Annotated in this window: 14 protein-coding genes, 1 tRNA gene and 1 pseudogene; 5 read left to right on the top strand and 11 right to left on the bottom strand. The window is 27.5% G+C overall.

Annotated features, from left to right (window positions below):
- Positions 1-272: 272 nt before the first annotated feature.
- The 7 genes from R3342_RS11370 to R3342_RS11400 form a co-directional block, all read right to left on the bottom strand.
- The gene (locus tag R3342_RS11370; RefSeq protein WP_318940316.1) at positions 273-740 is read right to left on the bottom strand and encodes a hypothetical protein; all 468 of its coding nucleotides are present in this window, start codon (positions 738-740) and stop codon (positions 273-275) included.
- A gap of 307 nt (positions 741-1,047) precedes the next feature.
- Entirely contained in the window at positions 1,048-1,488 is a 441-nt protein-coding gene (locus R3342_RS11375) for a hypothetical protein (protein WP_318940318.1), read from the bottom strand.
- A 248-nt stretch (positions 1,489-1,736) separates the two neighbouring features.
- On the bottom strand, positions 1,737-2,372 hold the full coding sequence (locus tag R3342_RS11380; RefSeq protein WP_318940319.1) for a tetratricopeptide repeat protein: 636 nt from the start codon (positions 2,370-2,372) through the stop codon (positions 1,737-1,739).
- Between the two features lie 154 nt (positions 2,373-2,526).
- Positions 2,527-3,252 (bottom strand): hypothetical protein, encoded by a 726-nt coding sequence (locus R3342_RS11385; RefSeq protein WP_318940321.1) that lies wholly within the window; start codon positions 3,250-3,252, stop codon positions 2,527-2,529.
- Between the two features lie 142 nt (positions 3,253-3,394).
- Positions 3,395-4,234, bottom strand: coding sequence for a hypothetical protein (locus tag R3342_RS11390; protein ID WP_318940322.1), 840 nt, complete (start codon positions 4,232-4,234; stop codon positions 3,395-3,397).
- Positions 4,235-4,408: 174 nt separating this feature from the next.
- Complete coding sequence (locus tag R3342_RS11395) at positions 4,409-5,530, bottom strand: protein kinase family protein (protein ID WP_318940323.1); 1,122 nt, start codon at positions 5,528-5,530, stop codon at positions 4,409-4,411.
- 185 nt (positions 5,531-5,715) lie between these two features.
- A complete protein-coding gene (locus R3342_RS11400) occupies positions 5,716-6,366 on the bottom strand; it encodes a hypothetical protein (RefSeq protein WP_318940325.1) in 651 nt (216 codons plus the stop codon).
- Positions 6,367-6,962: 596 nt separating this feature from the next.
- Between R3342_RS11400 and R3342_RS11405 the strand changes: the two genes are divergently transcribed.
- Entirely contained in the window at positions 6,963-7,364 is a 402-nt protein-coding gene (locus R3342_RS11405; protein ID WP_318940327.1) for an HU family DNA-binding protein, read from the top strand.
- 319 nt (positions 7,365-7,683) lie between these two features.
- Here R3342_RS11405 and R3342_RS11410 read toward each other — a convergent pair whose 3' ends face one another.
- A complete protein-coding gene (locus R3342_RS11410; RefSeq protein WP_318940329.1) occupies positions 7,684-8,871 on the bottom strand; it encodes a tyrosine-type recombinase/integrase in 1,188 nt (395 codons plus the stop codon).
- Between the two features lie 168 nt (positions 8,872-9,039).
- Here R3342_RS11410 and R3342_RS11415 point away from each other — a divergent pair, with 168 nt between their 5' ends.
- The 3 genes and pseudogenes from R3342_RS11415 (at position 9,040) to R3342_RS11425 (ending at position 11,608) form a co-directional block, all read left to right on the top strand.
- Positions 9,040-9,441, top strand: a complete 402-nt coding sequence (locus R3342_RS11415; RefSeq protein WP_318940331.1) for a hypothetical protein — start codon at positions 9,040-9,042, stop codon at positions 9,439-9,441.
- 147 nt (positions 9,442-9,588) lie between these two features.
- Positions 9,589-10,896: pseudogene (gene clcA, locus R3342_RS11420) on the top strand (H(+)/Cl(-) exchange transporter ClcA); the annotation flags it as partial.
- Positions 10,897-10,903: 7 nt separating this feature from the next.
- Positions 10,904-11,608 carry a DUF1003 domain-containing protein gene (locus R3342_RS11425; protein WP_318940332.1) on the top strand — a complete coding sequence of 235 codons (705 nt, stop codon included), beginning with the start codon at positions 10,904-10,906 and terminating at the stop codon, positions 11,606-11,608.
- A gap of 19 nt (positions 11,609-11,627) precedes the next feature.
- Here the strand turns inward: R3342_RS11425 and R3342_RS11430 are convergent, their stop codons facing one another.
- Both R3342_RS11430 and R3342_RS11435 read right to left on the bottom strand, forming a co-directional pair.
- Entirely contained in the window at positions 11,628-13,676 is a 2,049-nt protein-coding gene (locus R3342_RS11430; protein ID WP_318940333.1) for a tetratricopeptide repeat-containing sensor histidine kinase, read from the bottom strand.
- A gap of 119 nt (positions 13,677-13,795) precedes the next feature.
- The gene (locus R3342_RS11435; protein ID WP_318940335.1) at positions 13,796-14,521 is read right to left on the bottom strand and encodes a M15 family metallopeptidase; all 726 of its coding nucleotides are present in this window, start codon (positions 14,519-14,521) and stop codon (positions 13,796-13,798) included.
- A 219-nt stretch (positions 14,522-14,740) separates the two neighbouring features.
- On the opposite strand from R3342_RS11435, the gene R3342_RS11440 reads away from it, so the two are divergent.
- Positions 14,741-14,813: transfer RNA gene (locus tag R3342_RS11440), tRNA-Gly, on the top strand.
- 33 nt (positions 14,814-14,846) lie between these two features.
- Here the strand turns inward: R3342_RS11440 and R3342_RS11445 are convergent.
- Positions 14,847-15,491: a rhomboid family intramembrane serine protease gene (locus tag R3342_RS11445; protein ID WP_318940337.1), complete on the bottom strand. Its 645-nt coding sequence runs from the start codon at positions 15,489-15,491 to the stop codon at positions 14,847-14,849.
- Positions 15,492-15,585: the final 94 nt, after the last annotated feature.

Raw genomic sequence — 15,585 nt, forward strand, 5'->3', positions numbered from 1 at the left:
ATTATTATTGAAATCATAAGTTTAATACCTGTAACTCCTCCAATAATTTCAAGAATCCCAACTGCTTTTAATATATTTTTTTTTGATTTAATCTTTTTATCAAAATCTTTCATAGTTGTTTTTTTCTGCTTGTTGCCAACGGTTGGTATATGGAAAGTTGCGTGTTTGTGTGCGAGGATTTTCCGAAGGAAAATCAGAAGCTAGCAAACGGGCAACTGACATTGGTTTAGCTAAAACTAGCAATTTTTTATATACTGTGTTGTGCGTAGTATTTATTTCATTATTATTTTCACTTTTTTCGGTTCAAGTTTTTTATCCGCTAAATATTTGTCAATACTATCATTATTTTCTAATCTTAAAAGTGATTGAGATATTTTAAAGTCAGAAATTGAATCGTTTGTTATTTTACATTCTGCATAAACATAATGTTCTCCAATTCCGCCTTGAACATATGTAATTCTCCAAAGACTGTTTTTTCTTGATAATAATCGAAGTTGTCTCCTAGGAGCTGAATCGTTAATTATAACGTCGGTTCGATTAAATTCCTCATTTGGATTTGCTATTTTAAAGTCATCATTCAGAACTTTTTTTAAAGTCAGAGTGAGTAATTCAGGAATTGAGTCTTTAGTGCTGAAATCAGTCCAATTTTTATCTAATTCAGTCGCAGTTTTTTTCGGTTCAGATTTTTTGTCCGAACAACTGATTAGTAGAATTAATATGGGAATCAGGATTTTTTTCATATTACGCACAACGGAATGTATATGAAAAGTGCAACTTTATAGAAGTAATTTTCATATCAATTTTAAGTAAAAATAGGAATAATAAATTAAATATTAACAAGAGAGAAAGCATTTTTTATATGCTAATAGTTGCCTAACGTTTTAGGAGGAATAATTTATAGTTAATAAAATAAGCGACTACATTTTTATTTTTTTTGAGCGTTGGCAAATTGCGAAAGCAAAAGAAAGCCTATAAAGTTGGCGTTTAAAAAATAGTAGCGTCGTTCTCTCACAAAAGAATTAGAAACGATGGAAAATAATAAAACAATTAAATATTTTGAATCAAAGAATAAGCAGAAACACTTATTAAAGAAACAAAAAACATTAGTAAAGATAAATTTCTTAAATAATAATAATATTTTGGAGCGTCTAAAACTTTTATTACGTCCTTTTCTACCTCGTCCATTAATTTGTGTATGTATTCCTTCTTACTCTTCAGATGAATTTTTAAAATCACAATTTCGCTATATAGATAAATTACGCCAAAAAGGATTCCGAGTGCGAGAGTACATATTGTAATTATAAAAAGTATTTTCTGATATTCAGTATCGTTTAAATTACTTTTTAAAGATACTAGAATACCAAACAAACCAACAGCAATAGTTAAAATGTTTCTAAACCAATTTATTTCTTTATCTAGTTTAGAGTTTAGCAATTCAGCGTATTCTTTTAGTATTTTTAATATTTTGTTTTTACGTTCTGTAATCATAATGTTAATTTTAATTACGTTTTTTAATACGTGTAGATTGCTAAGAAAAAAAATAAAAAGGAACATTACATATTATCGTTACGACAAAAGGCTCCGCCTAATATGTTTTGCAACGGTTTTTTATAAGATTATGCGTTTGGAAAATCGGAGATTTTTCGGACGTAGCAAATCGTTAGTTGAATGTTTGTCGGTTCGTTATTTTGTTTAAATGTAAGCATAAATTTTATGAGTTGTTGTACACTGTTTTTTTAATCGTAATAATGATTAATTCTTGTTTCTAAATCATTTAACTCAATTTCAAAATCTTGATAGTTCTTTAAAATAGACTTTGCATTCGAAAAACTCAATTTAGCTTTTTTAACTTCTCCATAGTCTAAATGTTTTCTAGTTAATTCGAAATAACAAATTCCTTTTAAGAAATCAATATTTGTCTTTGCAATTATAGCTTTAAAAAGTAACTCGCTTTTTTCCTTTTCTCCAATTAAAGAATAAGTTTTTCCTAAATTAATTCCAGCAGAAATGTATAAAGAATCAGATGAAATCAAGGATTTTTCAAAATATTCAATTGCTTTTTCAAATTTTTTCTCTTGGTATTCAATATTTCCTAGATTATTCAAGATAACTGGGTCATTAGGTTCAAGCGATAAAGATTGAATAAATTTTTCTCGGGCTTTATCAAACTTTTTTTTACGAGCAAAATCTATTCCTTGATTATTAAGTTCATTTCCTTTTCCAATGCTGAAATCGGAAATGTAAATTGAAATATTATATCCTTCTTTTGAATATTCTATATATGGATTATTAATAATCTTAATAAATTTCTTCTGTTTATTACAAGAAATCAGTAAAATTGATATTATAATTATTATTCTAGCAATTTTCATCTTAAATAGTGTACAACGGTCTCGTATAACCGTCAGTTACGGGTTAATATGCGTTAATTTTCGGTTTAGCACTGACTTTAGCAATTCCGAGTGGATTCGGACGAAGTCGAATCCGCCGTAATTGCGGTTATACATTGTTGTACATAGTGCTTTTTTAATAGTATTCAATTTTGTATTCAAACTGTTCTTGATTTTGGAATATATAATCCAATGATTTTTTGTCCGCTAACTTTTGTAATTTACTGTAATCAAAAGTTAGTATTGTATCGCGATAAGTTCCTTTCGTTTGATATGTATATGTTTTTTTCGAGTAATCATAAAGTTCAATTACTGGTTTTTTCTCACGACTGTTGTAACTCACACGCTTTATTTTACGATTCTTTTTGTCATAGAAAATTGTGTCTGTTAAAACCAAAGCCTTTTCATAATTCGGTTTTTCAACTGGCATAAATTCCCAAGAGTGGGTTTTCGATGTTTTTACTCGTTTTTGCTTTTTCGTTTGTTTTATAAAACGAATTAATGAGTCAGACTCATATTTTGTCTGCTTTTCAATTCCGCTGTTTTGGTCAAATTCAAATGTCGAGAACGAACGAAGCACACAAGTATCTTTGGCAACAAAATCTTCACAAAAGTATTCGGAAAACCTTTGTCCATTTTTATATTCAAAAGTTCGTATTTTGTTTCTAAACGTTTTTAATCTCGAATCATATCTGCCATAATTCACTTCTCTGATTAAGTTTCCAGATTTGTCAAATTCAGTCAGTCTGTTTTTGGTCAAGCTATCTCCAACTCTTCTAAATTCGGTTATAGACTTAATGTTTTGAGAATAACTCAAAATTGAAGTTAGAAATATCGATATGAAAATGGCGTTTTTCAGCATTATGTACAACGGTAAATTGTATGAGTAGTGGCAGATTGCGGGCTTCTTTCCTGTCATACCACTACGCTGTTTAAGCGGGCTACAAACCTTAATATTTAGCACTTTGCCTGCCATTACTTATACAAAATGTTGGCGGTAGTTTTTATTTGTTTAATGCTGTTTTCATTTGTTTTGCATATTGAGTCATTGCCGAATTATTTACTTTATATTTTTCAAATTTTTTAAACCAAATATCAAAATTGTCTTTATCATTCTTTGTATAATAGTATTGCATAATATTAAAACAATTTTCAGCATTGTATGTTTTATCTTTTACTGTTTTCAAGGATTTGTTATATTGAGTAATTGCTTTATCAATATTGTCCGTTTTTGAATAAGAGTAAATATATTCTTTATTTACATAAGCATCTGCCGGATTTTTTGTAATCTCTTCTTCAAGAATTTTTCCCGCATTTTCAAATTGATGTAAACAATTATATGAATACGCTATTTCAACGCTTAATCCCTTATAATTAGGGTCAATTGTTTTTGCTTTTTCTAAATAAGTGAGTGCTTTTGCACATTCATTCCAACCATTATACATATAACCCCATTTATATAATCTTTCAACGGAATTGATGTCTGTCTTATAGTATTTTAGCCATTCAGGTGTGGCTTTAATATCAAGTTCTTCAAATTTATTTTCAGGGATTAAAGCAACTAAAACATTATTAGGTTCTAATCTAACTTTCATACTGGTACTATCTAATTTCTGAGGAATAAATTCTCCTGATGCTAAAATTTTAAAAGTCCCTTCATAATTTAAGGTTAGTCCAGCTTGCTCATCAATATAGATAAACCCAAATGTGTATTGGTTGCCTTCATTTGGTGTAAATGCAACCCATTTATCTTCACACTGAACAAATCGTTTGTCAAATTGTAAATCATTTTGTGCACTTAAAGTTAATGTAAACAAACTGAAAATAATAAATAAGTATTTCATAATTGTATAAATTTGTTTGTTTCGTTAAATTACCGCCAACGTTCAGTATAAGAATAGTAGCCGATTGTGTGGCACTTTCCTGTCAAGTTACATAAAAATTGAAGCGGGCTACAACCCTTGATTTCACTACAAACTCGGCTATTATTTTTATACATTGTTGGGTGCAGTTTTTGTTTAAAATGGTAAATCAGCTTCTTCACTTGGGTCGTATCTATCTATTTTGTCAAGCCTTTGCCATAAATTATTTAAAATCACTTTTTGTCTTTCTTTTGATGAAGAACTTAAGAATTTAGAAAAATCGTAAACCGTATCAACTTTTATTTCTCTATTTTTCCAATACCGAAAATTTCCTTTGATAAAACATCTTGCAAGTCGGTTTTGATTTTGAATGTTGTCTTCTAAAATTGAATTCCTATGAACTTCTTCAATTTCTCTTATTATATTCGAAATATCTGTAATGTATTCAGCATCAATATCAATGTTACTAAAAATACTTTCTAAACCATCAGCGAAATTTTGGTATGTTGATTTCTCATCTTTTGAAAATGAGATTTCACTTGTCAATTCGGAAATCATTTTTCTGTTTAGGTCAAAAAATGATGAAATTCGATTGTCATAATCCATTACGACCATACTTTTCAAAAGGTCTTTATATCTAAAGTTTTGAAAATCATTTTCAATGATTACTTCTTCGAAGAGTTTTCCGATAAAATATAATTCCGTTTTAAAGTCATATTTTTTTTCTTCAAAGTCATTTGGTGGTGTGTATCTCCAATTTAAGGATATACTCTTGTCAAAGTCCGATTCAAAATCTATTTTTTTGCTAAAGCCAAAATCTATTATTTTAACTATTCCATCTTTAGAAATCAAAATGTTATCAGGTCGTATGTCTCTGTGCAGAATATTTGAGTATTCTAAATGAACAAAACCATTTATTGTTTGTCTAAAAATGTCATTTAGTTTGTCAGGATTTTCTTTTAAAAAGTCAGTTATGTTCTTCCCTTTTATGAATTCCATTAAAATATACCCTGTATATTCTTCTGGATATAAATAGTAATTGAAAACTCTAACAATATTTTTATGATTTAAAAGATGTAGTAATTTGATTTCATCTTTAAAGTTGTTGAAAAATATCTTTTTATGCTCTTCGTAATATGGTGAGTACTTTTTACAAACAAATCGTTCATTAATTATTTCATCCTCTAGAAGTACGGTTCTTCCAGTTCCGCCTTGACCTATTTCTTCTATGAATTTAAAGTCTTTACTTCTTATAAATTGAATAATCTTTCCTTTCATCGATTTTGTTTAAATTGCACCCAACGGATTTTTATAAGATTTGTGCGTTTGGAAAATCGGAGATTTTTCGGACGTAGCAAATCGGTTTGTTAGAATTATTGTCGTTTAGTACTAAATCAAATTTAAGCATAAATTTTATGAGGTGTTGTAATTAGTGGTTTTAGATTTGAAATTACTTATTATTCTTAATTATCCAAAATTGCTCCATGTCCATAACATTTGAAACAAATTCCATTTTCATAATAATGAAATTCTGGTAAAAATCCAGAACCATTACATTTATCACAAATTTTAGCATTGTATAGAAATCCTCCTAAACTGTCATAAACAGGAATAGTTTTATCTTCATGTTCTTTTTGGTGACATTTTTCACATAAAGTAATTAATGAGTCATTATCATATTCCCACGCTTTTTTCCCAATTATATAATATTTATGGTGAATGTTTAAATCTGTAAATCTGTCTTTTTCTGATATGTTTTCTGTAAAACAGATTAATTGATATTTGTTATTTTCATTGAAATTATCTTCTCTTTGTAATGCGAACTTTAAATTTTCTAAAATTATTAGTTCATTTTCACCAATAAAATTAGCGGAATTTACAAAGCCTGAATCACAGTCAAAATATATTACTTCCTTTTTGATATTATTTATTTCAAATGAAACACAACTATTTTTACTTAAATATTCATAAGTTTTTATCCCAAATTTATTTGATAATCTTAAGAATTTACTTCTTTTACATTTACAGTTTGTACAAGAAAAGTTATCTCTTTCTAGAATTTCTAGTCTTTTATTTTTCCATTCTGTAGTTTGAAGTTGTTCTTGATAATTCATTTTATAGTTTTAGAAAATAATTTAGAGATTTCTCCATTAATTACAACTTGTTATATCATTTAAAAACATACTGTTTATCAGTTTCAGTTTCCGGATAAACGTATGTTTTTGTTATTTTTATCGGAACAAAATGATTAATATCACAGTACAGCAAATGGATAAATTGCTCAATCATTTCTTCTAAATAGGTGTACGGTGTATTTCGCAATTTTTAATCTTTTTTCAAATTTAAAAAAAAATTTACTGAAAAAGAAAATTAAAATAGTATTTAATCTTTTAAAAATGGTAAATAGTAAAAGTAATTTTAAAACTATACTATAAATGTTGGTAAACTAACCGTATAAATTTTATCAAACAACCGTATAAATCTTGTCAAAGAAAAGGAAAGTTTTTGTAAAAATACTAGTATTTATTATATAATAATACTAGTATATATTTAAAAAAATACTACAATAATTTTTGAAAAATACTACAATTATTTGTAAGTTTGAGGTAAGTACAGTAACACTGCTTAGATGGTGTAAACATACAAAAAAAATTGCAAAAAAGCAGGATACTTATTAAAAAACAACCTTTAATTATTTAAATAGAAAACTATGCCTATACGTTATAGAATTACCAAAAGAAGCAATACAATTGCCAACAACAAAAAACCACAATACATTATGCAAGCCGTTAATACAGGTGTTGTAAATGTAAAACAGCTAAGTAAACAAATTAGTAATGAATGTTCTTTAAGCGAAATAGATGTTAAATTTGTACTCGAGGCTTTAGGTCAAAAATTAAAATTTTATTTAGAAGACGGTAAAATTGTAGATTTAGAAAACATAGGGAAATTTAGAATAGGTTTTAAATGCAAGGCAAATCCAGATCCAACCCAATTAACACCTAAAAGAAATATTGAAAAATACCATTTAAATTTTCAACCCGACGTAACCATAAAACGTTGGTTAAAAAATGGAATAAAAACGTATAAAGAAGGCAGTAGAAGTAAATAATTATTTTCCTACATCCTGAACTCGTTCTCGTCATGCTGAACTTGTTTCAGCATCTCACCCATCCAGTTCCTTTCATCCTTTCCGTCATTGCGAACGTAGCGTGGCAATCTCATGTTTAGTTGAAGATTACTTCGTCATTTTACTCCTCGTAATGACGTATCCTGTTTCCGTCATGCTGAACTCGTTACAGCATCTCACCCATCCAGTTCCTTTCATTCTTTCCGTCATTGCGAGCACAGCGTGGCAATCTCATGTTTAATTGAAGATTACTTCGTCCTTTTACTCCTCGTAATGACGTATTCTGTTCCCTCTTCATAAATCAATTATCCGAAAGCCTCAATGTATTCCGATTTTTATCAGATTCAACAAGCGATTTTAACGCCAAATCAAGCGGACTCTCAATTTTTAATAAGTCTTTTTTGCTTACATGCGTATAAATCATAGTAGTTTCGGGTTTGGCATGACCCAATAATTCCTGAATATAACGCAGGTCAATACCATTTTCCAATAAATGCGTGGCGTAACTGTGGCGCAACGTATGCGGCGTAACCCGCTTTTTAATATTTGCTTTTTTGGTAGCTTTATGTAAAAAAGCACGAATACTTTCAGCACTATAAGGTTGCGTAGGTTTTCCTTCTACAAAATAAACTTGCGGCTGATAGCTGGTTAGGTAATTATGCATAAGCGGAATAAAACTTTCGGCTAAAATAATATTACGGTCTTTGCGTCCTTTGCTGTTTTTTACTATAATTTGTCGGCGGTCAATATCAATATGTTTTAATTGCAAATGAAGCAATTCACTAATACGTAATCCGGCTGAATAAATCATTGCCAAAATAGCACGATGCTTTAAATTCCGAGTAAAACGCAACAAATCAATTATTTCTTCTTTCGACAAAACCGTTGGTAATAACTTGCTTTTTGCAGGTCGTTTTAATTGCAAATTTTCAATCTTACATTCCGGATAAAAATCTTTAAATAGTTTAATGGCACTAATAAGTTGCCGGTGAGTGCTAATGCTATAATTACGTGGTACAAAAACATCTTCAATAAACAGTTCAACGGTTCGGTTATTAATATCTTCAAGTGGAGTGTTTTGTATATAATCAAAAAAATCAGCTATAAAAGTAAAATACGTTTTAACAGTACTTTCGCTATATCTTTTTCCTTTTAAATATTTTACATAAGAACGAATAATTACTTTATTTTCTTCGGAAATTACTCTTGGTGGTCGCTTAAGTTTAACTTTTATGTTTTTATTATACATAGAAGCATCTAACTTAAAAACCACTTCATTTTTAAACGTTTCTTTAAGTAATTGAATGTTTTTTGTATTAAAATCGGTATACCAAGCTTTTAGGGTTTTACTCCAATTATAAGTATTCAGTTTTTTTATTTTAGAAATTAAATTTTGATTAAACTTAAATTTTAATAACAATCTAACTTGCTTTCTATGTATTACTTTTTTTAAAGTAATGGTTGGTATTTGTTCAGGAAGTTTTTTCATAGCAATACAAAAATACGTTTTTTTATCTAAAATTAAATAGAACGTTAAATTACTTCTACCCTATTTTAATTTAGCTATAAATACTATTGCTGTTAAAAAATATAAATTTAAAACTAGTCATCTACAAAATTATTTCCGAATTTAGCTTAAAATTAAAGTTTAATATACGTGAACCAAAAAGAAGAAAATAAAAGAAAGTTTGTATTTGATACTTCGGTTTTTGAAGATGCTAATAAAAAGGAATTTTCTCAATTAATATTAAAAAACAGAAACAAAGCAAGTAAAGCTTTAAATGAATTTTTAATTGGTTTAAAAAATGAAGCTACCGATTCAAAAGAAACTTCTCGAATTATTTACAAATTTGTATTAGAACAAAAAATTACTAAACATGAAGAAATACAGCTGAAAACTAAAATGGCCGATATGTTTAAAATTATTGGGGTTGGTGTTCCTTTTATGATTATTCCTGGTGCATCTATACTTATTCCATTTTTACTAAAAATTGCCGAAAAAAATGGTATAGATTTATATCCTTCAAATTTTAACGGAAAAAATAATTCTAAAAGTTAAGTTAAGATTAATGCTTTAATTAACTATTTGAAAAAGAATATTGTACTTTTGAGTTACTAAAAAAAAGCTTTGTTTATCTATAACCTTAAAACAGTTTCAAAAAAACGCTACAGTAATTGAACTGTTTTTAATTACAAAAAATCATACAAATTGAATAATAGATTAATTGAATTTGATACTAAAAATTTTAAGCTAATATATTTAGCCGTTATTGTAGGACTTGTAGTTGGTATTGTAAGTTCTATTTTTAGAATAATACTTAATTATATAGAAGTTTTTAGAACAAATTTATACGCAAATGCTGGAAATTCAGGAATTATGAGCTGGGTTTGGCCTATTTTATTTGCAGTTATTGGTATAAGTGTTTCCTTATATTTAGTTAAAAAATATGCTCCTGAAGCTTCAGGAAGCGGGGTTCAAGAAATTGAAGGAACTTTAGATGGCATCCGTCCAATACGATGGAAACGTGTTTTACCCATAAAATTTTTGGCTTCCTTATTATCGCTAGGAAGTGGGTTATTATTAGGTCGTGAAGGTCCTACTATTCAACTTGGTGGTAATATTGGTAAAATGATAAAAGATGTTTTTAAAGAGCCTGACAATGAAAATAATTCTTTAATTTCATCTGGAGCAGCAGCAGGTCTTGCAAGTGCTTTTAATGCGCCATTTGCAGGAATTGTTTTTGTTATTGAAGAAATGCATGAGCATTTTAAATTTAATTTTTATTCTGTTTCTGCAATTATAATTGCATCTGGTACGGCTGATTTTGTAGTTAAAGCCTTGGTAAATGATAATCCTGTAATACAAATGACTATTTTTCCAAGTCCAAAATTATCTAGCTTATGGATGTTTATTATTTTGGGCTTATTATTTAGCCTTATCGGTTATTTATATAACAAACTATTAATTATTTCCTTAGATGTTTTTAAAAAGCTATCTAAAACCCCAATAATAATATTAGGAAGTGCAATTGGGTTAATTATAGTTTTTATTGGAATTTTTTATCCAGATATGATAAGTGGAGGTTACAATACGTTTACTCAAGTACTTAATCAATCCTTTACCTTTTACGCTTTAATAATTTTATTTGTTATTAGAATGCTATTATCTGCTTTTAGCTATGGCACTGGAAGTCCTGGTGGTATTTTTGCTCCAATGCTTGTTTTAGGAATAATTTTAGGCATGTTATTTGGTAGCGCAATGCAACATTATTTTCCAACACTAGTTTTACATCCAGGTATTTTTGCAGTTGCAGGAATGGCTGGTATATTTGCTGCTACAGTTAGAGCTCCACTTACTGGTTTAATGCTTGCTGTTGAAATGACTTCCAATTTTGAGTTAATTTTACCTTTAATTATTACCACAGTTACCGCATCGGTTTTTACAGCATTACTTGGCAATCAGCCAATTTATACTACTTTATTAAAACGAACGTTAGCTAATCAAAATAAATGATATAGACATGAATGCAAAAACAGAAAAATGCTACATAGATAAAAAAGATTATCCTTTAGAAAACCTTGTAAAAGGGAGTTTTATTAGGACACAATTAGTAAAGCTTATTAAAAAAGATTATCCAGAATTTTCTACAGATAGTTACATTTCTATAGCTAATTTGAACGTTTACCGAAAAAAATATTTAAAAAAATTAATAAAAAAGGAATCTAAAGATTTAGGCGTTTTAGAAAATGAAATAATTGAAAAGGTCAATGGAAATAAAATTCTTAGTGAAAATATTGAACCTGAAATTGAGGATACACTAACTATTGGGCAAAAAATTGCCGATAAAGTTGCTGCTTTTGGCGGAAGCTGGGCTTTTATTATTTCTTTCTTTTTGTTTTTAATGTTATGGATGGGCATAAATATTTGGGTTTTATCTAGCAAACCTTTTGACCCTTATCCTTTTATTTTATTAAACCTAATTCTATCATCATTAGCTGCTATTCAAGCCCCTATTATTATGATGAGTCAAAACAGGCAAGAGCAAAAAGATAGAATTAGAGGAGAACACGATTTTAAAGTTAATTTAAAATCGGAGTTAGAAATTCAATTACTTCATGAAAAAATAGATCATTTAATAGCACATCAAAATAAACGGTTATTGGAAATACAAGAATTACAATTAGATTATTTGGTAGATATTACAAGTAAAATGGTTAAAAAATAAATTATTTTTCAAGTCTGTATTACAATTTAGGTAGCGTAAATTTAAAAATACTTCCTTTATTTATTTCGCTTGTAACTGTTAACTCTCCTTTATTCTTTTTAATAAACTCATTACATAACAATAATCCTAAACCTGTGCCCTGCTCATTTGCAGTTCCTACATGGGTTTGCTTAGAATCTAAACTAAATAGATTTTCTAATTCTTCTTTTGAAATACCTACTCCATTATCTTTAACTTCTACAGATATTTCATGCTCATTTTCTTTACTTGTAACTTCAATTAGTCCATTTTTATTAGTGAATTTAATTGCATTTGAAATTAAATTTCTTAATACGGTATTAATCATGTTTTTATCCGCAAAAACAAAAATATCTGATCCTAAGTTTGTTTTTATTTCTACTTCTTTACTTAAAGCTTGTGCGCCTAAAAAGGTGCATACATTTACTATTTGTTTATTTAAATCTAATTTCTCTGGATTAAACTGAATTTTACCCGATTGTGAATTAGCCCAAATTAATAAGTTATTTAATAATTCTGAAGCCTTAGTAGTAGAACTTGCAATAATTTTAAGAAACTTTTTCTTTCTTTCTTCGGTATAAGAATCGCCATTTTCGAGTAATAATTCCGTAAATCCTTTAATAGAATTAAATGGATTTTTTAAATCGTGCGCAATAATAGAGAAAAATTTATCTTTAGTATTATTTAGATTTTCTAAATAATTTTTTTGTTTTTCAATTTCATCATGCATTTCATTTATTTTAAAATTTTGATATTCTAATAAATTATATGCTTCTTGTTTTTTGGAATACTGCCCATTTATTAAAATAAGTAAAAATGCGAAAACTGCCATTGCTATAATTAAACCATAAATAAATTTCTTTTCATTTTTATTTTTGGCTTTTACACGAGTATTTTCTAGCGCTAATTTGTCAACTTTTAAATTTGTTTTTTCTAATTCACTTAAAGATTTAAATAATAACGCTGTTTTGTGTCTATCAAATTTATCAAGACTATCATTTAAGCTACTATATTTTTCATTATAATAGAAAGCTTTTTTTAAGTTTCCTATTGCTTTATATGCTTTGGATAATGTTTTATAATCTTCAACTAAAAATTTTAATGCTTTAATTTCATTAGCATACTTAATACTTATAAGTGCGTATTTTATAGCTAATTTTTTATGGTTTAAAATATTTTCAATAGCTGCTTTGTTTAAATATACAACAGACAATAATCGTTTATCCTTTTCTTTTTCAGCTAATGTTAAGGCTTTGCTTAAAAATGAATTAGCTTTTTTATAATCTTTCAATTCTTTATACGAATCGGAAATATTATTATAGTTTATTCCTAAACCAATATTATCATTTAATTTTTTTAATATTTCAATAGACTTTTCATAATATTCTAATCCTTTTTTAAGATTACCTGCTTCAGATAATGCATTGCCCAAATCAATATAATTGTTAGCTATCTTGGAAGAATCTTTTAATTCCAAATTAATAGCTAAAGCATCTTTAAAATACTTACTGGCGAATTCATAATTTTCTTGATCATAAAATAAGGTACCAATAGCTCTAAAATTATCTGCAATTCTACTTTTATTAGAAATGGCTTTTGATATACTTAATGATTTAATAAAATTTTCAAATGAATTATTTTCATCATATAAATACATATAACAATACCCCAAATAGTAATAAATTCTTGCTTCATTATCTTTATTGATATGCTTTTCACAAATCTTTAAAGATTCTTTAAAATGCGTAATTGAATTAACATACAATCTAGAATGAAATTCAAACAAACCTAAATTAATTAAGGCATCACATTCTAAATCTTTATTATTTTTTTCTATGGAAAAATTAAGTGCTTTTTGGAAATAAAACCTAGCAGAATCCTTATTTGTTTTTTCAAACAACTTTGCAATTTTAGTAGTAATTACAAATTTAGATGAATCTGAAATTTCAGAGTCATATATTTTTTTTAAAGTGGTAACAGCATCTTTTTTTTGGGAAAAGATTACTAAGGAATAACTTATACAAAGTATAAGAAATATTGTTTTTTTCATGTCTTTTTTTCTATGGAATAATAATGATTAATTCAAAATAATCATTTTATTGCTAGTTTTAAACCATTTATCACTTCAAAACTACCATTTATTTATTTAATAAAAAACTTTTTACTAAATTATTTTAATAAAAAATTGATTCCATTTACATTTTTATCAACATAATTATTAACAAAGTCAGAGGTTAAAAAAACATTACCTTTTAAACTATTATTACTAACGGCTTGTAATATACTTAATTTCATAAACTGATGTAGCATGGGCTTTGACAACTTTTTATAACTGTAATGCCAAGGTTCATATTTAAAACCTTTTCTATTATTACTATTAGTATAAACAAGGTAGAAACCAAATTTTTTGGCATTATTTTTCATCCAGTTATTTAATTTAGAATAAACTCCATTTCTAGAATAATTTTTTTCTACCAATAATTTAGATGGCATTTTAACTTTTGCATCAATCACATCTATTTCCGTTCCCCAATGATGTCTAGATGTTCCTGGAATTGTAGAATATTCAATAATTTTATGTACAGCTTCTTTAGGAGAAAAACCTTCTAAAATATATTTTTTATATTTTTTATTCCATATTTTCAACTGCCTTTGGTAACTTCTGTAACCCGATACTATTTGAATTTTAATACCACTTTTTAATGCAGCTTTTTGCATTTTTTTAAACTGCTTAAAAACTTCTGGTTGTAATTTAGTAGCATAACCAGCCAATTTTAAACCTCCCTTACCAGTTAATGCTTCCTTAGAATATTGCTGTTGCGCATTAATACTGTTATTATTTAAAATTATTAGTAATACCAAAATTTTAATTAAATATCTACCTTTTAAACTCATTGTAATTTTCTATAACATTTTAACTACTTTTCACTAAGAAATCTTCACATTATTATTAAAATAAATATTAAAAATACAATAATAATAAATAATGTTGTGGTTAAGTTTCTATCAAAGAATAACTTATAGTTCTAGGCTTTTATTATTTAAAAAAAAATCAATTTTCTTAAAAAAATACTTGCCAAAATATAAAAGGATTGTATATTTGCCAAACCAATTGCGAGAGTAGCTCAGTTGGTAGAGCTTCAGCCTTCCAAGCTGACTGTCGCCGGTTCGAGCCCGGTCTCTCGCTCAAAAAAAAAGCCAAACTAATGTTTGGCTTTTTTTATTTTAATTTATTTCCAAAAATTAGTAATAACACAATTGGAATTCCCAACAAAATAACCGTTATTTTACTTTGCTCAAATATTTGAGGATACACCAATAACATTAATCCATACCCGCCAATAGCGCCTCCTAAATGCGCTGCATGACCAACATTACCCAATTGTTTTTTCATCCCATACATGGAATATAATAAATAACCTATTCCAAAAATATAACCGGGAATTGGAATTGGTAATGGGAACATAAATAAACTCATATTGGGACTTAATAATATTGCAGCATAAATAATCCCTGCAACTGCTCCTGAAGCACCAACAGCACTATAATAATCTTCATTTTTATGATAGCTCATTGATAAAATACTCCCTGCAAATAAGCTTCCCAAGTATAAAATTATAAATTTAACCTCTCCTAAAGTACCTAATATCATTGGTGCAAATATGTATAACACATACATATTTAAAAGTAAATGTATATAATCCACATGTAAAAAAGCGGAGGAAAACATACGTATTTTTTCACCACGTTTTATAGGTCCAATTTGAAATTTATATTTTTCAAAAAAAGAACGATCACTAAATCCTTTAATTGAAGCTATTACATTTGCTAAAATGATAACTATTAGCACAATATTCATATCCATAACGTGTGTTTTTAAACCAAAAACGAAAGTATGAAAAATTGATCATAATAAAATCATAATTTAAAAGATGCTTTAAAAAAAATTAAATACGATA

The sequence above is a fragment of the Lutibacter sp. genome (assembly GCF_033723435.1).
In the GTDB taxonomy this organism is placed as follows: domain Bacteria; phylum Bacteroidota; class Bacteroidia; order Flavobacteriales; family Flavobacteriaceae; genus Lutibacter.